General features: G+C 42.5%; 17 protein-coding genes. 2 read left to right on the top strand and 15 right to left on the bottom strand.

Annotated features, from left to right (window positions below):
- Positions 1-13 precede the first annotated feature (13 nt).
- The 6 genes from THICY_RS02805 to THICY_RS02780 form a co-directional block, all read right to left on the bottom strand.
- Positions 14-1,276 (bottom strand): ATP-binding protein, encoded by a 1,263-nt coding sequence (locus THICY_RS02805; RefSeq protein ID WP_013835104.1) that lies wholly within the window; start codon positions 1,274-1,276, stop codon positions 14-16.
- An 86-nt stretch (positions 1,277-1,362) separates the two neighbouring features.
- Positions 1,363-3,576 (bottom strand): AAA family ATPase, encoded by a 2,214-nt coding sequence (locus THICY_RS02800; protein WP_013835103.1) that lies wholly within the window; start codon positions 3,574-3,576, stop codon positions 1,363-1,365.
- Between the two features lie 164 nt (positions 3,577-3,740).
- Positions 3,741-5,060, bottom strand: a complete 1,320-nt coding sequence (locus tag THICY_RS08580; protein ID WP_013835102.1) for an RDD family protein — start codon at positions 5,058-5,060, stop codon at positions 3,741-3,743.
- 382 nt (positions 5,061-5,442) lie between these two features.
- Positions 5,443-6,762 carry a hypothetical protein gene (locus THICY_RS02790; protein WP_013835101.1) on the bottom strand — a complete coding sequence of 440 codons (1,320 nt, stop codon included), beginning with the start codon at positions 6,760-6,762 and terminating at the stop codon, positions 5,443-5,445.
- A 10-nt stretch (positions 6,763-6,772) separates the two neighbouring features.
- Entirely contained in the window at positions 6,773-7,600 is an 828-nt protein-coding gene (locus tag THICY_RS02785) for a nuclease-related domain-containing protein (RefSeq protein WP_013835100.1), read from the bottom strand.
- A gap of 511 nt (positions 7,601-8,111) precedes the next feature.
- Positions 8,112-8,897 (bottom strand): SIR2 family NAD-dependent protein deacylase, encoded by a 786-nt coding sequence (locus THICY_RS02780; RefSeq protein WP_013835099.1) that lies wholly within the window; start codon positions 8,895-8,897, stop codon positions 8,112-8,114.
- 149 nt (positions 8,898-9,046) lie between these two features.
- Here THICY_RS02780 and THICY_RS02775 point away from each other — a divergent pair, with 149 nt between their 5' ends.
- Complete coding sequence (locus THICY_RS02775) at positions 9,047-10,084, top strand: helix-turn-helix transcriptional regulator (protein WP_013835098.1); 1,038 nt, start codon at positions 9,047-9,049, stop codon at positions 10,082-10,084.
- Here the strand turns inward: THICY_RS02775 and THICY_RS02770 are convergent.
- From THICY_RS02770 to THICY_RS02760, 3 genes are all read right to left on the bottom strand, one after another.
- The gene (locus tag THICY_RS02770; protein WP_013835097.1) at positions 10,039-10,722 is read right to left on the bottom strand and encodes a hypothetical protein; all 684 of its coding nucleotides are present in this window, start codon (positions 10,720-10,722) and stop codon (positions 10,039-10,041) included. The genes THICY_RS02775 and THICY_RS02770 overlap by 46 nt on opposite strands.
- 831 nt (positions 10,723-11,553) lie before the next feature.
- A complete protein-coding gene (locus THICY_RS02765; protein ID WP_157862713.1) occupies positions 11,554-12,267 on the bottom strand; it encodes a M48 family metallopeptidase in 714 nt (237 codons plus the stop codon).
- Positions 12,268-12,276: 9 nt separating this feature from the next.
- Positions 12,277-15,375, bottom strand: a complete 3,099-nt coding sequence (locus THICY_RS02760; protein ID WP_013835095.1) for a type I restriction endonuclease subunit R — start codon at positions 15,373-15,375, stop codon at positions 12,277-12,279.
- A gap of 138 nt (positions 15,376-15,513) precedes the next feature.
- Here THICY_RS02760 and THICY_RS08810 point away from each other — a divergent pair, with 138 nt between their 5' ends.
- Positions 15,514-15,681, top strand: coding sequence for a hypothetical protein (locus tag THICY_RS08810; protein WP_013835094.1), 168 nt, complete (start codon positions 15,514-15,516; stop codon positions 15,679-15,681).
- Here the strand turns inward: THICY_RS08810 and THICY_RS02755 are convergent.
- The 6 genes from THICY_RS02755 to THICY_RS02730 all read right to left on the bottom strand — a co-directional run bounded on the left by THICY_RS02755 (position 15,678) and on the right by THICY_RS02730 (position 22,810).
- Positions 15,678-16,310, bottom strand: coding sequence for a Fic/DOC family protein (locus THICY_RS02755; protein WP_013835093.1), 633 nt, complete (start codon positions 16,308-16,310; stop codon positions 15,678-15,680). The two genes, THICY_RS08810 and THICY_RS02755, sit on opposite strands and share 4 nt — an antisense overlap.
- The gene (locus tag THICY_RS02750) at positions 16,307-17,659 is read right to left on the bottom strand and encodes a restriction endonuclease subunit S (RefSeq protein ID WP_157862712.1); all 1,353 of its coding nucleotides are present in this window, start codon (positions 17,657-17,659) and stop codon (positions 16,307-16,309) included. The genes THICY_RS02755 and THICY_RS02750 overlap by 4 nt, the downstream gene beginning before the upstream one ends.
- A 13-nt stretch (positions 17,660-17,672) precedes the next feature.
- Positions 17,673-18,077 carry a helix-turn-helix domain-containing protein gene (locus THICY_RS02745; RefSeq protein ID WP_013835091.1) on the bottom strand — a complete coding sequence of 135 codons (405 nt, stop codon included), beginning with the start codon at positions 18,075-18,077 and terminating at the stop codon, positions 17,673-17,675.
- The gene (locus THICY_RS02740; RefSeq protein WP_013835090.1) at positions 18,074-18,361 is read right to left on the bottom strand and encodes a type II toxin-antitoxin system HigB family toxin; all 288 of its coding nucleotides are present in this window, start codon (positions 18,359-18,361) and stop codon (positions 18,074-18,076) included. Before THICY_RS02740 ends, THICY_RS02745 begins: the two co-directional genes overlap by 4 nt.
- Positions 18,362-18,477: 116 nt before the next feature.
- Positions 18,478-20,892 (bottom strand): type I restriction-modification system subunit M, encoded by a 2,415-nt coding sequence (locus tag THICY_RS02735; protein WP_013835089.1) that lies wholly within the window; start codon positions 20,890-20,892, stop codon positions 18,478-18,480.
- A 109-nt stretch (positions 20,893-21,001) separates the two neighbouring features.
- Positions 21,002-22,810, bottom strand: a complete 1,809-nt coding sequence (locus tag THICY_RS02730) for a GmrSD restriction endonuclease domain-containing protein (protein WP_013835088.1) — start codon at positions 22,808-22,810, stop codon at positions 21,002-21,004.
- Positions 22,811-22,812 lie beyond the last annotated feature (2 nt).

Below are 22,812 nucleotides of genomic sequence, written 5' to 3'. Positions count from 1 at the left end.
AGAGAATGTCGGATTAGTTGCAATCCAATAGCAGTTGATCAATGGTGAGCATTTCCACATCCTCCAATCCTGCAAGCGGTTCGCTATCAAAGGTAATCAACTTGCACTGTTCATTCGTTTGCCTAAAGTGTTTAAACGCATTTAACTCACGTTGCCGAGTTTTATCGTTATCGATTTCATAAGCCACTTGGTACAGCGTTTGTTGGCTGTAAAAATCGACTTCAACCTGGTCTTTGCGGTAACACAAATTTGGATCGCGCTGACAGAGGTAACAAAAAACCAAATTCTCCAGTGCTTGACCAAATCCCGGACTCTGTTTAGGCGCAACCTGCAAAAAACCGTTATCAAGCGTATAGAGTTTTTTCATCGATTTAATACGCTCTTTGGGCTTGTTGTGAAAGTTGTCGATGCGCTGAAACAAAAACACATCTTCAAAATAGCCAATGTATTCTTTGATGCTTTTATCACTCATCTCAAACGTCTGCGCCAGCGTTGTGTAGTTCAACACATGGGTGGTTTGGCTCAGCAGATAATAAAACAACCGCTCCACCACTTCGGCTTGGCGGATTTTAAAGCGCGGCACTATGTCACGGTAAATGATGTTTTTGGCATAACTGTTGAGTAGGTCTTTTTTAATAATCGGGTCGGCTATTTCCATCACTTCAAAAAAGCCACCCCATTGCAAATAGTCTTGTTTTGCAATCGCAATCTGAATGCGATTATTTAAACGCTCAATTTCATTGGCATGGGCAATGCCTTTGTAATGCAAAAACTCGCTGAACGAGAAGGTATTAAGGTGAATGGTCAGTGTTCGTCCCGTCAACAGCGTGTTGATTTCAGACGACAGCATCGAGGAGTTAGAACCGGTGATAATGAACTTAATATCCGCCGTTTCATATTTGGACTTGATAAACACCTGCCAGTTGTCAAAAAACTGGATTTCATCAAAAATCACCACTATTCGACCGATCGGATTACATAGGGTCAGATAGGTATCCAGTACTTTTTGTAGATAACTTGGGTCATGGCGATACTCTAAAAACAGAGGCTGTTCAAGATTAACGAACAGAATATTGGTCGGGTTCATGCCCTCGTCAATCAAATGCTTAATCGCCATTTTCGCCAAAGTGCTTTTGCCACAACGTCGAATACCGGTAATGGTAATAACCTGCTTCAAAGGCAAATAACTCACCAGCTTGCTAAAGGCTTCACGATAAGCATAGGTTTTAGGTGGATTTGACCAATGCGGATTCTGCTCAACCAATAGCTCTTTCATGCGTAGTTCCGTGTTTTATATAACTATATAGAAGTATAGTTCTTAATTTTTGAAAATCAAGCCATAAAACCAAGCATCCCTTCTTTCTAAGCCGAATGGCGTTGTTTAAGTTCGGTTAAAAACCCAATGCCCACCGATTTTTGATAACCGGGTTTAAAGCGGCACTCCTCTTCTAATGCTTCAAACACCAGACCTGGTTCTAGGTCTTGATAACCCAAACTCAACTTGCGTTTCACCGCCGCGAAGTCACCCGGGGTTAAGATTTGCAACTGAGCAAGCTGAGCTTTTAAGGCACAACGGGCATGACTATCTAACGGATGCTCAGCCAATAACTGCTCAAACAAACACCAGGCCTGGTCAGCCTTCAAGGGTTTAAACTCCAATTTGACATCAAAGCGGCGCATCGCTGCGGCATCTAAATCTTTTATTAAGTTGGTCGAGGCGATAAACACACCCTCAAACGCTTCCATTTGAGTCAGCATTTCATTCACTTGGGTCACCTCCCAACTGCGATGGGCTTTTTCACGCGACTGCAAAAAACTATCCGCCTCATCTATTTGCAACACCGCACCCTCTTTTTTCGCTTCCTTAAACGCCGCAGCGATGTTTTGCTCGGCCTCTCCTACATAGGGTGATAACAAGTCCGAGGCTCGTTTGATAATCAGCGGTTTATCCAGCTGTTCCGCAATGTAATGCCCAAACGCGGTTTTGCCCGTACCCGGCAGACCATATAAACACAAGCGCCCTTGTTGTCGAGTTTGAATCCCAGCGACTAAGCGGTTTAAATCGAGATCGGTGTTTAGATAGTCCAACGAATAACTTAAGCTATTGCACGATGAGTTGATCAGCAATTCGGACTTGCCTTGTGCTTGCAAGGTGGCATTGATCAGCTTTTCAATCTTGCGCTCTAGCAACAAAGGTTCGGCATCGGCCGGATGCACACATTTGGCGACCTTCACCGCCCGTTCGATTACTGCTGGCACCAGGCTTTGTTGTTTAGCCAGTTTGTTGATCCACGCCTCGCGCACCGGCAAGCCTTTGAGCAGGTTTTGCAAAATAGTTTTGCGCACCAAGGCGGGCGGGCTATTAATCTCCACCACCATATCAAAACGGCGCAAGTAGGCTTTATCAATCTGCTTAATCGAATTGGTGATCCAAAAGGTGGGCACCGGATTGGTTTCGAGCAGTTTGTTCACCCCCGCCTTGTTCATATTTTGGGCGCGAGCTGGCAGTAACCAGGCGAAGGCGTCATTAGGAAAGACATCTTCAACTTCATCAAACAACACGCAGGCATCCTGTTGGGTTGCGAGTGCGGCCTGGGCGAGTTTGTACACGGACACCCGTTTTGACCCGACAAGCTCATCGCCATCGATATCCTCATGGTTCACTTCATAAAGCGTGCGATTAAGTGCAGAAACCACCGCCTTAACCCATTGCGTCTTACCTGTGCCAGGTTCGCCATACACCAACACATTCACCCCCGGTTGACCTTTTTGGCTAGTGAGATAGCCCACTAAGGTGTCCGATACCTCGGCGAGATGCGGGTAATCGGAGAGGCTCAGCTCGGCGTTGGCACAACTGCCAAAGTAGCGACTTAATAAAGCCATCGGTTGTTGACGTTCACTAATCATCAGCTCGGCAAAGCCATCTAACAGCTCCAATCTGCGAGACACTTCACCGCCGTTATGCTTATCCATCCGCATTAATCCCGAACGGTGCAAACGCCCTTGTTTTGAGATGGCTTGATGCGCCTCTTGGGTATCACAGTTGAGTATCCGCGCGAGTATTTGAATATACTGGCGACCATTGACATCACCGAGTAATTCAAAAAAACTTTCCAAGGATTTTTCGCTGTTAATCAGCGTATAAAACCCTAACAACTGGACTTCAATGGCGTTTAAATCCAACAACTTTGCCATCGCGCGCAGGTTATCGCCCAGAACCCCAATCCAAGTCGGCTGTGCGGACTCTAAACCTTCTAACCACTGACGCGCGGGTTTTTCAACCAAACGCAAGCCATCAACCAATTGCAAATCATCAATCTCAGTAAGCTGGTCTATCTGCTGACGTTGAAATCCAATCAAGATCAACATACGTGACAATGGCATTTCACGATAGCGTTCAACATTGAGCATCGCCCGATAACAACGCGCGTCGGTTAAAACTCGAACACACCACAGCGCCATTAAAGCCGCTTGATCTTCACTGTCTAACAAGTGGTCAGATACTTGTGCGGGTACCAGACTTGGTAAGGCTGTTTCTAATAGGGATAGTAAGGCATTAGGACTGGTGCGCGGCATGAAACGTCTCCTTTGAACAATGGAAGACGTAATATAAAGCAAAGCCAGGCCTGCTCCTAGCGAGAACAGGCCTGGTAGCGACAGGATTTGTCAGGGTATATTTTTAAGATAAATCGAAAAAATGACAGAAAAAATCAGTTATTTACCACCATTTTCCCAAAAAACTACCGAAGACCAGCTTGATTCTTCGAAACAAGCCTTCCATCAATAAAAAAAGCAATTAAATTTGATCCATCTGGATTCACCCAAGAATAAAAAACATGGTCAGAAGTAAGCAATTCGCTGGATAGGCTACTGCGTGAAATCTCATCTCCTTCAATTCCGATAAGGCTTACAACATCTTGATAGGTCATACTGTCATAAATATCAAGATAGTTTTGTAATGTAACAACAGGCTCATTTATTGTATGTGGTGAGTAAATGTATGTCGCTTGGGATTTTTCGTGTTCATAATTGTAAATTTTTGAAAATAAGTAAAAACTTCCAAATACGAAAAATAAATATATAAAAATCCAAAAAAAGTATTTATAAAAATTTATTTTTTTCTTATGAACGGAATATATAACAAATGTCTCCGAAATTTTGTCATGAAGCCCTTGCTTTTTTTGAGAAAAAGCAATCATAAAATAACCAGCCCCAAGAAATATTATAGAGATAATTTCAGAAAAAAACCTTTGCATTGCAATAAAATAAGAAATTCTTTCGTTATTACTATCAACAACTTGTAAACCAAAAATTTTCTTGCCTAAAGTTGCCTTATGATTAGATGAGTTCATTATTGATGTATATAACAATAAAACAGCAAAAATAATAAAAATATCGGAAATCTTACCGTAAAAATCATCAATATCACGAGAGAAAAATGAAGAAAAAATTAAAGATATTATTAATAAAGGAAAGACAATGACGCTATCAATTAACCTAGCTAGAAAACGAACCCAAAAACCAGCATACTTTATTTGATTCTCATCTACAGCAACATCCAATTTGTTAAATTCTGGTAGCTTACTTACAACAATTGTATTAGAAAAAATATCATGAAGTCCCTGCTTTTTTCTTGTAAAAAGAATTAAAAAAACTCCAATAAAAAAAATAGTGATTGATAAAATCTTACCTAAAAATCTCCCACCTGCTCTTAAATAACTTATCCTACGACCTTCAATATCTGAAACTTTCAATCTAAAGATTTGCTTCCCAAATGTTGCTTGCTTTTTTGAACTCTCTAGTTGAGCAAAATATGTGTAAGGAACCAAAAAAATAAACAAAAATAATTTTATTCCCTGATAAATATCTTTCTCATAAAAAAACGCTATCCTCTCTAAAATAAATAATAATAAAAAAATTAACAAAAGGACAATAATTAAATCGACAAAAAAAGCTTTTGCACGCAAAAACAAACCTGCAGTTTTAAATTTATTGAAAAACTCTACATCAACTACTTCTACTTCTTTTATTTTTACTTGCCTTTCAAAAGGGTTATTCATAAATAGAACTCTCTTATTTTATTTAGCAAAAGATAAAAATTTTTAAAAAAATTTCATATTTAATAAAACAATAAAAATGGACCTGAGTGACCCTTTAGTTTAAAATAAAATCACATGCATGTGATAATACAGCACTAAACACTAAGTCTACTGTGTCTAGTGTAATCGCACTTGCCACTAACAAGCGGATATCAATTAAACATAAACCATCAATTAACTGAATATCGTTAAGCTTGTACAGAAGTTCAACCAGCGTGCGCTAAAACTCAAACATACCCCTAATAAAATCAAGGTTGGAAGCGATAGCTAGTGCAATAAAAGGACACTCTTCCTAATATAGCTATAATTTATATGATAGAAATAGAACAACTTAATAGCTTAACTATAGGTGACCATCTTGGTAAGAATAAACTTCATAAACATATTCTCGTAAAACTTCATACTGCTGAACATATTCACTGGATAATTTATCGGAAATTTCTAATGAATCTAACCAATCTTTTTGCCATGAACTTGCTCTTCTAATAACGAATTTGCTTTCGATTGATTCATAAACTTCTTCTTTAAGCACAAAAACATAATCATTTAAAAATGTTGAAGTTAATAAAAATTCATCTAGAGTATATGATAAATAATCAGGAAGCTCCTGATTTGACCAAACATCCAAATTTTTAGTTAAATAAATTGATAATATTTTTTGTTGCTGTAACTTAATGTACATTAGTGATCGTGAATTTAGCGCTTCAGTATAAAGTGCTTTGTCTTTTGAAACATCCTTATCGTAAACAATTGCATATATGTCCAGAAAATACTTGTAAGATAAACTCTCAGATATTATTCGATAAAATATTCTATCTAAAAAAATTGACAAAACTAAGGGCTTAAAACCGTCTTCTATAATTTTAAAGTTATTTACAAAGAAACTTACTGTTTCTTCCATTTCAAGGCCTCCGTCATAAAGGCTTGAAATGGAGTAAATGGAATTCACGACCTCATTATTTTCGTTTATTGAACGATACTTTCTTGTAAAATCAAGCGCTCGTATATAATCATTATTTATAAAATATAACTTCGCAAGCAAGGTCATTTCTTTATCATCAAGCCCAACATGATTCTCCTTTACTTCTAACCTTTCAATGCTGTATTTAAAAAGACTTGAGGAAATATCAACTACACCTCTTTCATCTTTAATTGAATCAAGATCAGTAATTATTTGCTCATACAAATTACTGCCTGATCTATTAACAGGGATTGGGAAGTTAATCATATCTTGACTTGCTTTCTGAAAAGAGCTGTATGAATATGAGTCAGACACTTTTGAATAAGTATAATCAAACACAACTTCAGTACTAAAAACAAAAGCAGCGGACAAAACAGCAACTCCGCCTACAATACCAAAACCACCAGATGCTATTGATCCACCACCAAGAAAGGCCAAACCAGCATTAGCTGCGGCTGCCCCGTTCAAACCCATCATCGCACCAATTTTCGCACCTATGCCGGCTACAATAGGTGAAACAGTGCCTCCAGTATAAAAAATAAGTGCTGCTGCAGCTGCTGCAAATATAGCTCCCACTAATAGAGCTGCAACTAAATTAAATGATGAGTCAGGTTTATACAAGTCTACAAATTGAATATCCGCATAAACAGTATTTGGGACAACTATACATAGCAACATGAATATATATATTTTATTTTTCATTGTTACCTTACTACTTTAGATGAACAATATTGTGCATTACGTTATCAACACCTTTGTCGCCAAAAACAAGATGTACATTATTAAATCTAGCTGCTTCTTCTATACTTCTCAAATATCTTGGGCTTGATGGTTTATGTGTCATATAAAATATTTTCACTGTATCTGAAGTATTTAAACTTTGTTGGAAAAATTTTAATGTCTCCATATCAGGGCGTACAATAGTGTCTAGATTAGGAGGTGCTGCACGAGCATAATCTTTCACTTCCAACAGATAAGTTTTGTTATTTTTTGTTAGGATTAAATCAATATCTGTAACATTTTTATTAGGATCACCTCTAAAAGACTTTCCTATCGCTTGAACATTAAAGCCATTTTTTTTGGCTTCATTTGCAAGTCTAATCTCTGCTAAATGACCTTTTGACTGATTAAAACTTGCACCTGCAACTTTTCTTAAAGCAGTTGCAAAACCCTCGACACCTTTCAAGTTGTCATATAACTCTTGCGCCTCCCGCTTGCTCAGATGATTTGATTTTTGAAGAACTATGATCTCAATAAACAAACGCTCTCGCTCAGAGTTACTTAATTGCAAAGCCCCTATTCTTTTTGCAGCTACCTCAGCATAGCTTTCGCCATTTAGATATAGTGGCCTAGCTGGGTTTTTTAGCTCTGCAGCTAGTCGCTTTATTTCACTTTTACTAAGTAAAACCTCAGTGTTTTTAGATATAAATGGAATAACGGACTTAGTGGCGCTTTCACCTAGATCCCTAACTAAAGCCCCTCCAAAAGATACTGCTTGAGAAGAGTAAAACGCTAAAAGGATAAAAAGAACTTTTAACATAAAAAACCTTTTGTTATATTTTATAAAAAACTTTAAAACATGTAATTTTGCTATTGAAAATCATTAATTAAGCCATACAGTTTAACTTTAAGTTTAAAGGCCATTGGTTAAACTTAAATGCTTAATTACTTAACCAATACCTGCTTTGTTTGACTCAACTCTCATCCGACAGCATTTAACCCGTTTTTTCAATTATTTCATTCATTTATAATCCTTTCTTTTTTTGATTCCCGCTAGGGCTTAACAGCAGACACCGTCAAATACCGCCAAATACCCTTAATTAGTCGTATTGGATAATTTATTCATTTACTATAAACCACTAGATAAAATTGCGCCATTATACCCAACTATAATTAACTTTTTAAGATAATACTTGCACCTATTATTGATCAAGTAATTTCATTTAATAATTACGTTTTAGGGTATCGCTACACGGTTTTTGCGCAATATACCGCTGTTTTTATCATGGGTAAATTAATAACCTTCATCATAGCGACAGGATTTGTCAGATCTAAACACCCAACCAATTTTGTTGGACGTAAGCTTCTATCTTTAACCAGGCCTGGCTTGCGGGCTCAAAATAAACCTGGTCGTAGCTTTTTTCGTTAATATTATCCGAAGGTGCCAGATTGTTTAACACCTTAGTGCCGCAGGCCTGCGCCAGATGCTCATCAATCGGTACCACATTGCCCTGAGTGCCGCTGACAATAACGATCGAATCGGGATGATAAATACCACTCAGCGCCGATGGCAGATGCAAGTAGTTGGGTGCTCGCCCGCCAAAAAATACGATATTGGGTTTGATGGTGTCTTTATGCCCACAGTAGCAGCAGGCCTGCTGAGGATTAAAGGGTTGATAGCCAATATCCCAAACCTTTTCGCACTGCGTACAATGCATTTGGGTTAACAAACCATGTAGGTGCAATACATCACTGACCCCGGCTCGCTCCAGCAGATTGTCGACATTTTGGGTAATCACCACCGCATCCTGCCCTAATTGCTGTTGCAAACGGGCGATGGCGTGATGCGCGGGATTAGGTTCAGCCCGCTCAAGCTGGCTACGCAAATCGTTATAAAAGGCGTGCACCTTTGCATAATTGGCTTGCCAGGTTGCCTCATTGCACACCTCACTTATCGGATGATTGTTCCACAGCCCCACTTGACCCGTGGCATGGTCACTCCGAAAGGTAGATAATCCCGACTCTGCCGATAAACCCGCACCGGTAAAAATAATCACTTTTGGGTCATGGTGTGCCACCAGGTCGGGTTCGTCGGGAATGTAATCCAATAGGTTCATGTTAGTTTTGGCTATCCAAGCATTTAATTAAGCGCATAGATTACAAGCCTATTTGACAAATGACGAGTGGATTGGTTAATCTAATCGACAGAAATTGTCGCAATCCTTCATTGCCATTTAATATCGGATTCAAAAAAGAGCCCCCCCCTATGAACGATGCTTGCCTTCGCCGTATTCAAACCCTTCGACTGCTACCCAAAGCGCCGGCACGCATTAGTGTTACGCGGATTCATGAGGCTTTAGTTGGCCAAGGTTTTGACATTGATAAACGCTCCATTCAGCGCGATCTCAACACCCTCTCAACCCTGTTTGCGATTGAATCCGATGGCAATAAAGATATCCCGGGTTGGTATTGGAAAAAGGATGCCGAAAAACTCGAACTCCCCGAGATGGAACCCGCGGTGGCCTTGAGTTTTAAAATGGTCAAAGGCTTTTTAGAACGCTTTATGCCGCCAAGCACCCTGGCCGATTTACGCGAATACTTTCAGCATGCTGATCAGGTATTGAACAACCTGCCTGAAAACCACCTCGCCGATTGGAGTGATAAGGTCGCCCTACTGTCGCGCAGTCAGCCGTTACTCAGTCCGGTGATTGCCGACGATGTACTGAATCAGGTTTACACCGCACTGCTCACCGACAAACAACTGATCGGTCAATACCAACCTCGCCATGAAGCCGATGCCAAAAGCTACACGCTCAATCCGTTAGGTCTGGTAGTTTTAGATAAGATGATTTATTTATTGGCGACGGTAAAAGATTATCGCGATGTGCGCCAATTTGCGCTGCACCGTTTTCATCAAGCCGAGGTGAGTAAAGAAACCGCCGTGCCGGTGTATAACTTCAATCTGCAACGCTATATTCAACAGGGTAAGTTTGAATATCTGGTTGGTAGCGAGCAGTTCATTAAACTTAAATTAGCGATTTCTGAAACGATGGCGTTTCATTTAACCGAAAGCCCACTCAGTGACAACCAAACCATCAAGTTCGACAAGCCCACCGAACGCCTCATCCTACGCGCCGAGGTTAAAAATACTCAACAGCTGCGCTGGTGGTTAATGAGCTTTGGGGCGGAAGTTGAAGTGCTGGCACCCAAAGCCCTGCGACACAATTTTACCGAGCTAAGTCAGAAGTTGGCGGGGATCTATGGCGCATCAAATGACAGCGATGGCACAGCATCTGAGTTGTAAGCCTTTTGCGCTTGCTGATATTGAGCAATGACTGCCTCATACTCACTGCGGTAATCACTATTCCAGCCCCCTTTGGTTTTGCCCTCGGCTAAACGTGTTTTGATTCGCGCTATCGCTTGGTCAAACGCAGCACTGGCTTTGGGATGAAAAACGGGGTTGTAGTGCAACAGCTCGGGCAAGCGACCCTGAATAAATACGCTAAGGTAGTCTAAGCCTTGCGTCTCACCCTCATAACCATTGCCTTTGAAACGGGTACGAACAACAAAATCCAGACCACGCTTGATTGCGAGTACGCAGTCTAATTGACGATGCAAGTTATCTTTTTGGGCAAACAAATACTGCGTTAAGGTAGCTAAGGCAATAAAAGTGGGCAATACCGCAAACTCTGTTGTGGCATCACTGTCTGCAATAACACACGGAAATAACGCCCAAGCACCCTGTAAAAGACGATGTTCCGCACCAGATGGCACCTGCCCCTGAAGTACTGAGGCAATATAACCCTTTAAATCTGCGTCTGAATCGGCAGAAGCTGGCAAACGACCCGCACTAAATGCGTTTAAGATATCGCGCATGGCCTGAACCTGTTCACGCATTAATTGCGCATCAAAATGGTCAAACTTTAAATAATACTTCAACATAGCTTACCCTCGCCCAAATAAAAACCAAGTTATAACCGCAGGCGGGAAAAAGGGGTAGCTTCAGAGGCAAGCTTTACGACATTTTTTGTCGTTAAAATAATGGTTCAGCTCACCATGAATAAATCCATTAAACGCTATAAAAACACCACACAACTGCGCTGGTGGTTGATGAGCTTTGGGAGTAAAGATTAAGCTCCGCTGATTTTAAACGCGTTAAGATTTCGTTCGTTTTTTAACATAGAGTCAACCTATGTTAAATTTTTGCCGTTTTTTTAACATAGCTTGCCAATCACCACCGCTTTAACAACGCACCACACTCATCAACGAACCAATATACCGATCACTATCCGACATAAAAAACACATGATGCTTCGCAAGCTGACTCGCCGTCATACTCCATTACGCCTCAATTATCTGCCGCGTGGTTTTGTCTTGCAACTTTGCAACAGAAATTGACTTGTGTTGCAAATTTTGGATTTTTTGCAAAACAAACTCGCCTTGTCGTCTGCCCAGCAAATGAGCGGCAAATGAAAACCACCACCTAAAAATCAAAAGATAAAGAATAAAATTGGATGAAAAACACGACAACTATCTTGACGAATACCGCATACCCAGCAAAACTGGAAAACTCTATTTATCGCTGTCTCATTTTAGGGGAAGTGGACAGTTGTTAAAGAATCAGTACCAATAACATAGCTTGTAAAATTTATACTCAGAAAAAAAAGGTTTAACTTTAATCAATTACTTTGAAGATCTTTAAGTTAAACCGTGAGCTAACCAATACTCACTAGTCTCGGTAATACTGCATCCACATAAATAATCCGTAATGACCTACTTAACCGATGTTAAATAAGACTGGCTAAGAAGCCGTTTCACCTCTTGCCAATTGGGTAAATATTGATCCATATACGCTTTGAAACGGTCGCTGTGTTTTCTTTCTAGCAAATGCACCAACTCGTGTACCAAAATATATTCAAGACACTCAGGCGGCTTTTTTGCCAGTTCCAAATTCAACAGAATCCGCTTATTTTCAACGTGGCAACTACCCCACTTGGTTTTCATCTTCTGCACCCGCCAATCAGACAGCGTCACGCCTAATCGTGGTAACCATTTTTCCAATAACACCGGGATACGTTGTTTCAACTCGGCACGATAATAGTCTTCCAACACCCGCAAGCGATTTTCAGTTGACGTGTTAGGCGAAACCTTTAACACCAACTTACTCACCCCTTTCACAGCAAGACGATGCCGGCCGTATTGCTCGATCACTTCTAAACGATAGCGTTGACCCCACAGATAATGGCTTTCGCCATTCACCATTTGACGCGCCGATTGTCTAGGCTGATTAATAAAGCTCTGCTTTTGCTTTTTGATCCAAGGAATGCGCTTTATCACTGCCATCCTAATCGCTGTTTCGGTCATTTTCTCCGGTGCGGATACGCGGATACGACCATCGGGCGGCAACACACTAATGTGCAGATTCTTAATCGCCTTACGATTTAAGGTTAAAGCCAAACTGCCAATGGTTAGCTCACTGCTGCTCACACTCGTCACCTAATGGTATTCCTTTTGCGCTTTCACCAAATCCATCACTTGAACAATATCTAAATCATAATCACCCGCTTCGTCCCGAATCGCATTCGCCAATTCACGCTCTTTAAAGCGGTCGCCAACCCAATCGGCTTTTTTGGTGTAACGAATCGCCGCATCCAATTTAGTGACCAGCACTTCATTTTGTCCAAAGTTATCGTAGAGCGCACGTTTGGCGGCGGTATCCATTGAGCCGGGGTAATGATGGTCGGCTGAGCTTTGCGGTTTTACGACCTGACGGGCTAACTGACGGATTTTCTCCAAATAATCTTGGTAATCAATCGACTCTTGGCGTCGTTGTTTAATCAACTCATCCAACAACACCGACATTTGTTCGTAGTAGCGCGGATTCACCGGGTTTTCATCAACAATTTTTTTGCGCACGTTGTTTTCAATCGTTTCGGCCATCGCCTCCTGATCTTTTAGGCCTGGTGGTAACGACTCCTCTAACGCATCGGTACCTTTTTCGACAATCAACTCAATCATGCCCAGCTCTTCAAAGTCCATAAGCGTTTCGCTGTCATCGGCACGAATGTACATATCTAACAGATGGCGCATCGCGGGTTCAAAGCGCTTCATCTCGACCAAATCACCGCTCGCTAGCTTGATCTCATCGCGCACTTTTTCAAAATGAATTACATCTTTCTTAACTTGTTCAGTTTCAGCGGGCGTAAAACCTGCGGCAAGCATTTCATTAGCGATATTGGCATAGGCACGAAGTAACTTGGCCACCAACTGATACAAACTCAAACGCAAAGCTTCTTTTTCGGTCATGTCATCTTGAGCCGCATCAGACGAACCAACAAAGTAATGCCGATAATCAGCGGTATCTCTTGGCGCTCTGACCGGTTCGCACAAGCTCTTGACCATTTCTAACGCCTCTTCAAGATCCTTGCGGGCTTCTTCCAAACGGTTTTTTAACAAGCCTTTAACATCGTCCTGATCATAATCAGCAAACGCCCCCACCGTATAATCGCTGATCGCCTTATCCAACGAACGAAACAAGTCCTTGTAATCGACAATATAGCCGTATTCCTTATCATCGCCATCCAAGCGATTTACCCGGCAAATCGCCTGAAACAAATTATGATCCGCCATTTGTTTATCAATATACAAATAGGTCGCCGAGGGCGCATCAAAACCGGTTAATAGCTTATCTACCACAATCAACAACCGCATCTGCCCCGGCTCTTTAATAAACTGTTTTTTTACTGTTGACTCAAACTCTTCAACACGCTTGGCGGCTTCTTCCTCCGGTTGCTCAAAATAATCCGCCAGCATCTTGCGATACAAATCGTATTTGAACAGCTTTTCGGTTAATCCATCGCCGGTTTCCTCGCCCTTAATATCTGCCGCACTGGGTTTGTAGCTGGTGACAATCGCGCACTTACCGGCCAAACTCGTTTGACTAAACAACTCATAGGCTTTGCAGGCCTGGTACACACTGGCACACACCAAAATTGCATTACCACGCCCATCATTCAACCGAGACTTGGTTGCCATATCAAACAATACATCACCGACAATTTTTTCCAACCGCGACCTGCTCGACAACAACTTCTGCATCGAGCCCCATTTCTGCTTAAGCTGCATTTTGCCCAGGTTAGACAAACCACTCGTGTTTGCTTCAAACCACTCATCGACCTTTTTCTGTGATGTCATGTGCTGATCAATATCCCGCGCTTCATAACGCAAATCCAACACCACGCCATCGGCCACAGCTTCATCAAACTTATAGGTATGAATATAACGACCAAATATTTCAACCGACTTTTTCTTGTCCTTTTTCAACAAGGGTGTACCGGTAAAACCAATAAACATCGCTTCCGGAAGGATCGACTTCATCGCATCGTGTAACTTGCCCGACTGAGTACGGTGACACTCATCGACAAACACAAACAAATTACCCTTGGCTTTAAAATCCGATGGCAAACTCGCTTGCAGTTCGACAATAAACTCCTGCGTTGGGCGATCATTTTCTTCATCTTCTGCGGAGCGACCAAACTTATGCACCAGCGAACACAGCAACCAAGGATTGCTCTCATTCAGGGTTTCAATCAAATCTGCGCCGCTAGAGGTGCGATAAATTGCCTCATCAACACCGTTAAATACCTTTTCGATTTGCTCATCCAGCTCAGTGCGGTCGGTTACCAACAGCACCCGCGCATTCGGCACATTTTCACGAATCCACTTCGCCAACCACACCATCGTCAAGCTTTTACCTGAGCCTTGGGTATGCCAAATAATGCCGCCTTCACGCCGAGCAATAAACTGTTTCGCTTCGGTAATACCAAAGAATTGATTATGCCGACAGGTCTTTTTAACCCCGGCATCAAACACCATAAAATCGTGGATAATCTGCAAAAAACGTTGTTTAGAACAAATACGGCTTAAATGAAAATCCAGCAAAAACGGATAGGGATTCTCAATCGGCTCTTTCCATTCTAGGTAATATTTTTCCGGTGTTTCGATCACGCCATAACGCAAGCCTTGTGTATCGTTACCGGCCATCACCAATTGCTGAGTGGTAAAAAAATTGCGGATAAAATCTTTTTTCTGATTATCAAGATTTTGGCGAATGCCTTCTGACACCGACACCGACGAACGCTTCAACTCCAGCACACCCAGCGCAATACCATTCACATACAGCACAATATCTGGGCGTTTTTTATGCTCGCCTTGAATAGACACTTCTTCCGCTATCGCAAAATCATTCGCTTCGGGGTTTTGCCAATCAATCAACCAAACCGTTTGATTCTGCTCGCCCGCGCCCTCTTTATCCTTTACGCCATAACGCAACAGCTGATAAACGGCTTTATTAGCGTAATAGAGTTTCTTGCCTTCACCCAACGCGGCGGCTTTATCCAGCTGACGTAATGCCCGCGTAATCAACGCATCCGACACGCCACGTCCCCGCAACCAGTCGGTTAGCAGGCCGGGTTCAATATTGCGATTATCCGCACGATCCTGCCAATCGCCCAAATAGCGATACTTCAGCGCATCCTTAAAAAACGTCACAATCCGGTTTTGGGTGGCACGTTCACGCTGTCCGACATTACTCATCACGCCTTCCTTTTTTCAAGGTTTATCACATTCAATCATCCATCAGTCAACCAAATCGCCCACACCTAAATTACACATTAGCGTCCAACGCAACGCATTGGTATAATATAGTTAATCCACACTTAACAGGTCATTGTCATGCCCGAGAAAAGCAAACCAAAAAAGGTCATCTCAAAAGCGCGTCTTTATCGCGCTGTTGCCAGTTCTTCAGCGATTGAGACCAATGAAGCGATTGAGGTTATTGAATCCAAGCTCAAAAACCGAAAATCAACCTTTAAAGGCGTTCGCCTTCAACTTGCGCTTTAAATCGCCCCCTGCAAGTTCGACTGGTTAAAAATATCTGCCATCAGCCGGTTTAGCGGCTGATAATCTTGCCCTACACCCGCCTGAATCGACTTAAAATAATATTCTTTGTGCTGTTCCATCAATGTGTAGTCCAGAGGCTCAAAACCAGCCTGTGTCACCATCACATCCAATAACAATCTTGAAATCCGTCCATTCCCTTCTCGAAACGGATGAACCAAAATAAATTCGATATGGCTTTCCGTCAAAAAGCGAATCAATGCCTCTTCCGAATAATTCCCCAAATCTGCAAATTTTGATAAATAGCCCTGTTCAAATGACTCGATTTGCTTAGGAATGTGTGGCGCACCAGCAAATTGAAACCCACCTTTACTCATATTAACCGTTCTAATCTCACCCGCCCAATCATAAATATTGCCAAGCCATAAACGGTGCCACTTTTGGATGTCTTGAAAATTAAGCGCCTCATAGTTTTTTTCAGCATCAAACACATACTCATAAAGCTGAAAAAGCAAATAATCCTCGGCATCAACCATGTCTTGTTCGGAAGTAATACCGAGTTTGTTTTTTAAAACTTTATTATCCGAACCCGGTTCAAAATCGCCTTCTGAACTTCCAACGGCATACTTCATGACACGCCCTTAACCAAGCGGATTTTACCGGTGAGCAGTTGTTGCATCATGCCTTGTTTGATTTGGCGGGTTTTGTTGAGGCGTTGTTCTAAGGCTTGGATTTCGCTGTCCATATCCGAGAGGATTTGAGAAATGGCGGTTTGTTCATCTAAGGTTGATACTGGAACACAAACTGTTGAAAGGTTAGCTTTCGAAATACCATAAACCTTCATGCCTGTTGCTAATCTATCAAAGATTCTTTTTACCGCTGGAATACTATGCAAATATCCACGATAACCATCTGCAAGTTTTTGATTTTTATCTCTCAATAGAAAAGTATGAAGTCCAGCAACAACTCTTTTCTCATCTACATTAAATATCTCAACACTTTTGCCGATGCCTTGATAGTCTTCAGAGGCATCTGCCATAATCAAATCACCATCCATTACAAACTCAGAACTGACTAAGTCTTTAGATATTCTAGGCAAACTTTCCTCTCTTAAATCAAGCCTATTGTTCCATTCAGTATGAATGTCACCGTAGTGGACATAACCAAACTCACCTTGTTCCGACAAATCAGCTCTAGAGTTTGTTGAAGTTGATAAAAAGGTAAAAATTTCACCGTATGTCATAACCTCCCAATCCTCTGGGATTTCGCCGAGTTCGGTGTGCTTGGTGGTTTTTGGGGTGCCGTCGGGATGGTGGGCGAATTGGGGTAAGCGGGTTTTACCGGTGAGCAGTTGTTGCATGGTGGCGGTTTTAATCGCTTGTTTTTTGGCAATCAACTTTTCCTGCTCGCTAATCAACGCATCCACATCCGACAACGCCTCCGCAATCGCGGCTTGTTCTTCAATTAGTGGGACAGGTACTAAAAACATGCCAAGTTCACGAGCACCAAGATTTGGTTGAGCGGCTCCACCAGCCCATAAGTCAATCATCTTTCTACAAAACCAAGATTTAAAGTAAGTCGATATAAAAACTGTAGAAGTTTTCAATAAATTTGGCCGAACTATAACTAACGAACTGGCAATAGCACCCCTACCAAAGTTATTATCAACCACACCAAACTTACCCAAAGAGCCTCTCAAACAAAATAACAAATCACCTGTTTTTATCTTCCCACCACCAAGTCTGTTATAAACATACTCAGGCACATAATCCATAATCATTTTATTAATATGGCCATCAGAAACGTGACCCGCATTTATAAAAGGTATTCCATAGTCCACAAACTCACTAGCAGATGGATAATTTGAACTTCTGTCACCATTTTCAAATGAAACTAATTCATTTAAAAATAAAACCTCCCAATCCTCCGGGATCACACCAATTTCTGTCTGTTTATACCCTGCCGGTATCGTTTGTGTCATCTTGTATTGGTCTTTAAATAAAGGTAACGGGGGAAACGCCAAAGCGTTCGGCTAAGGCTCGAATTTGACGCACGTTTAAACTACGTTTTCCATTTAACACTTCAGACACCACGCCCTGACTGCCGACTTCGGGCAGTTGATTCTGCTTCACCTCATGCTGTTGCATTAAAAACTTTAACGCTTCAATGCCGGTAGCTTCGGGCAACGCTTTTTGGCTGGCTTCATAGTCCGCGATCAAGTCGCCCACAATATCCACCAAGTCCATTAAAGGGTGGTTTTCATCTGCACCGGTTTGAGCCAATAACTCTTCCAGCGTATCAACCATATAGTGATAATGCGCCTCGTCACGTATCGGTATGACCTTGGTTGCGGTTGAAAAGGCCTGCCATGCAGGAATAATTTGCGCCAACTCGCTCATGATTTCCACGCTCCTTTATCGTATTCCGAATGGGTTAACACGGCTTTAATGTATAAAATTTGTTTTTCAAAACGGATATAGGCAATGATGCGATATTTGTTGCCCCCCACATCAAACACAGCCAAATCGGCTACTTTATCAACCGAGTTGAATGTCTTTTTGAGTTGTGCCCAGTTCGCGAAGCTGTTTTTTTCAATCACCTGACGCCAACCTTGCAACACGCTCTGCGCTTGTGGATGGGTTTGTGCAAACTCAACTAACGCTCGATTACTAATGATTCTCATAATATCTCACTTTGAGATAAATTACAAAAATAACGTCTTTGGCACGTAACTAGCCGATCATGCGTCCAGCTTAATCGTTTCGCACTGATTCGAAACATGGCAATTTATTCCCTCATTTAGACTTCCAACCCCATGGCTTTAAGGTGTTCGGCGACTTTGGCACTCAAAGCGTTTACATTGTTTTCAATCTGCGGCAAGGGTTCGGCGTAGCGCTCTTCTAGCTCTTTCACCCGATTGGCGAGTTGTTGGGTCACGCGCTCAATTTCCGCGATGATATTGCTTTCAAGTGTTGCCAGCCATTTGTCTTGAATCACCAATTGTTTGATCTCCGCTTCCAGCAGGCCTGCATAGTGCGCCAACACCGCCTTATCCAGCGTTTCTTGGCTGTCTTTGAGTGTTTTTTTGGCTTTAGCTTCGTCCTCATACAAACGGCTAGCTTGTTTGAGCAACGCAATTTCTTCGGCATCACTGGCGTGTTTTAACCGTGCGGTGACGCTGGCTTTGGTGACTTTGTCCTTGTCGTTCATCGCGTCGTTTAATAGTCCCTCTTCGCCGCTGTGTTCTTCAGTCAGCGTTTCGAGTTGCTGACTGATCGCATCGAGTTCGGTTTGCTGTTGTTCGATTTGCGCTTGTTGCTCGGCAAAGTAACGCGCCACCACCAGGCCTGGTGGTATCAGTTCGGCTTTGTATTTGGCTTTGCCGATCATTAAATCGGGCGTTTCTTTAAGTTTTTCGCCTTTGGCGACCACTAATTCACGCAACCGATTGCCCGCCGCCCAGCCATCTTGCACCAGCACGTACACATCGTCTTGCATCACGTCCGCCCAGTAGTCCATCAGAATTTGATAAATGTCGTATTTGCTGAGCAGTGGGCTGTCGGCATAGGCATTCAGCAAGTTTTCGGAAAGTTCAAAAATTAGGGTTTTTGGGCTGTCACCGATTTGTATTTGGCTTAGCGGTGCGCTGTCTGCCCAGTTTTTAAACGGCAACAGACTTTTGTCCGCAAAGGCAATAAATTCGGGATGCGCCAGAATGGTGGGTTTGACTTGATTCGCCTCGACCAAACCTTCGCTGTAACCAGGCCTGGTGGGTTGAAACAAACTTTGGCGGATGGTTGGAAACACTTGCCAGTATTCACCCAACGCATCAATGTCAGCATTGGGGATGCCGCCTTGTAAATGGGCGGTTAAATCGTGCAGATCCTCCGGTTCGGATGAATCGATATAACGCGGAATATTGAGGTTGTAGTCATTGCCCGCCACTTCGGCCAAGTTAACCATGCGGCTGTAACGTGGCAGTTCGATTTGTTTATTAAACACATCGACCACTTTGTGAATGTCCTGCGAACGCAGACGGTTTTTGTTGCCGTCTTTGATAAAGCCTTTGCTGGCATCGATCATAAAAATGCCAGTGCGGGCGTTAGCGTGTTGTTTGTCGATCACAATAATACACGCCGGAATACCGGTGCCGTAAAACAGGTTAGCGGGCAAGCCGATAATGCCTTTGATGTAGCCTTGTTTAATCAGGTTTTCGCGAATACGCGCTTCGGCATTGCCGCGGAATAACACGCCGTGCGGTAAAATCACCGCCGCTTTACCGCTGCTTTTTAATGATTTGAGGATATGCAGTAAAAACGCATAGTCGCCATTTTTTTCCGGTGGCGTGCCCCAAGTAAAGCGTGCAAACTCGTCATCGGTCAGATTTAAACCGCTGGTCCAGTTTTTACTGGAGAACGGCGGATTGGCCACAGCAAAATCAAAGGTTTTAAGTTGACCATTGCCGTCTTTCCATTGCGGGTCGGCGAGTGTGTTGCCCTTCCAGATTTTGGCGGTGGCGTTGTTTTGCAGAATCATATTCATGCGCGCCAAGGCGCTGGTGGCGTTATCCATTTCTTGACCGTAAATGGTTAAGCCGCGCGGCGCTTCGTCGTTCACTTTTAACAACAACGAACCCGAACCGCAAGTCGGGTCGTACACCGTGGCATCTTGTGAGGTATCTTGATTGATTCCGACCACTTTTGCCAAAATACGCGACACTTCCGAAGGGGTGTAAAATTGACCTTTTGATTTACCGGATTCGGTTGCAAAGTGGCGCATTAGGTATTCGTAAGCATCGCCCAACAAATCATCACCATCGGCACGATTGGAGGATAAATCCAACTTGCCAAAGATCCCGACGAGATCGCTTAAACGATCGACCATATCCTTGCCTTTGCCGAGCTTTTCTTCATCGTTGAAGTCGGCCACGTCAATCACGCCTTTAAGATCATTGGCTTCGGCTAATGCGCCAATGATTTTATTCAGCTTATCACCGATTTCTTTATCGCCTCTAAGCCGCACCATGTCGTCAAAGCTGGCACCTTCCGGCACATCAATCATGCCATAGGGGTCACCCTTGTATTTGTCGGACACGTATTTCATAAACAGCAAGGTCAACACATAATCCTTGTACTGACTGGCATCCATGCCGCCGCGTAAGCTATCGGCGCTCGCCCAAAGTGAAGAATAAAGCTCGGTTTTTTTAATGGCCATTGAACAATTGTTTCCGTTTTCTTAAATTTAAAAGGATGTTTACACAATGACACCCATTATAGTGGTGCTGATTACCCAGTTCTTAAATATCCGTTCATATACTCAAAAGTTAACCAGATAACCGCTGATAGTAATCCTTCATCAGTTTGGCCATGTGCTGGCGTCGGGCTGTTAAAAAGTTATCGTAGTTTTCAAACGCGTAGGCGGATGGGTCTATGGGTAGCGCATTTTGCGCGAGGTTGGCCTCTAAGTCGGCTTGGTTTACGATACTGCCATACACCATATCACCTGTTTGGCATTGCTCAAAAACCGTTTGCATATACTCCGCGGGCTGTTTGTCACTAATGGCGATATTGATGTCTTGCTGTAAATAAACAAGATTGGCTATTTGGTTGTAGCGCCCAATGGTAAGGCCTTTTTTCTTCAAAAACGCTTTGGGGAATACGTGGTGAATGTCGCCGCGGGTTTCCAGCATACTTTTTACCGTTATATCACGAGATAAAAATCCTTTGTAGCCAAGATACACTTGCGCGGCTAAAAACACTTTAAACGCTGGAATATTGATAGAGCTGGTTGTTAAGTTTTGCACCAGCCCTAGATCCCAAAAGGCATCGGATAACTCGGATGCCTCAACATCTTGTAGAATGTCTTCAAAGGGTTTTTCGGCAATTTGTTTTATGTCATAGTCAAACTGTGATTCTGGCGAACTGGAATAGCGCCCGGTCAACATGGACATGACAAACCAGCGCTTTACCCAGCCCTCAAGCTGGGGCGTGTTGCCGTATTGGCGTTTGAGAATTAAGTATAGGGCATAGGCAAAGTTCAGTGCGCCACGTGATCGGATCAGGCTTTTATCAATAAAGCCTGCCGAACGAATGATCATAATAAACCGTTTAAAGTTTGTTTCATTGCTAAAGGTTTTCACGCCTTCGGCAAGTTTTGCAAACGAATCTTCTTCGATGGACCGTTCGTAGGTACGTTGTTCAAAATTACGCCCTGATAACAGGCTCACCAGATCAGAAAACTTACCTCGCTTAAACTCACTTAACAGCGCAACCCGTAGCAAATCGTTATAGCTGGGATCATACAAATCATCGTTTTCTTTACCCAACCATTTAATGCTCTTGAAGTAATCCGTTGAGGTAAAAGCGCTATCATTTTGCTCAATATGGCTTAAAAACTCAGGCGCTATCGCTAAGTGGCAAAAGTAATCAATCCCTTTGCGCAGGTTGTGACCATCAAGTGCTTCATTTGCGGCTATTTTAGACATTGCGAAATCGGCTTGGCTGAGGACTACACCCGCGGAGTTAATGCGAATAAAGATTTCGGTAACGGTTTCTATATCCAAATCAGGCGCCAGCTCAATCATCCCAATTTGTTTTTTTGCGATATCGGTTAATTGTTCGAGACGATCAAACAGTTGGTCTTCATTAACGTCTGGATTTTTATCTAAATAGGCACGTACGACTTTATGTATTTTTTCTTCACCACTCATTAAAGGAGCAATGTCCGCAATCCATAAACTGTTGCGCTCTATAGCGGGATTGCTTACTTCAAACAGTTCTTTTTCCGGATTAAACGCGATTTTGATGCGGATTTTTTGATAGGTTTTATCGACGACGCGATCGCCGAGTAGTGCGGCCGTTAAAGCTGTGATCCGTTGTTGGCCGTCAATGAGGATTTTTTTACCGTCTGAAAAACTACCATCTTTCAGTTTGATATTGGCACTGCGCCAAGCAATGATGTACCCCACAGGGTAGCCTTTGTATAGACTGTCCATGAGGTCACGCACTTTCGCGGCTTCCCATACAAATGGACGCTGAATCTCAGGTATGGCAATTTCACCGGACTTCACCCAGCTGAGCAAGGTTTCGATCAAATATTGGTTAACAGAATATTTTTGACTTTGTACGGCCATTT

Source organism: Thiomicrospira cyclica ALM1, from assembly GCF_000214825.1.
In the GTDB taxonomy this organism is placed as follows: Bacteria; Pseudomonadota; Gammaproteobacteria; order Thiomicrospirales; family Thiomicrospiraceae; genus Thiomicrospira; species Thiomicrospira cyclica.
Note: the sequence above shows the minus strand (reverse complement) of the source record. Positions and strands in the feature narration are given on the sequence as shown.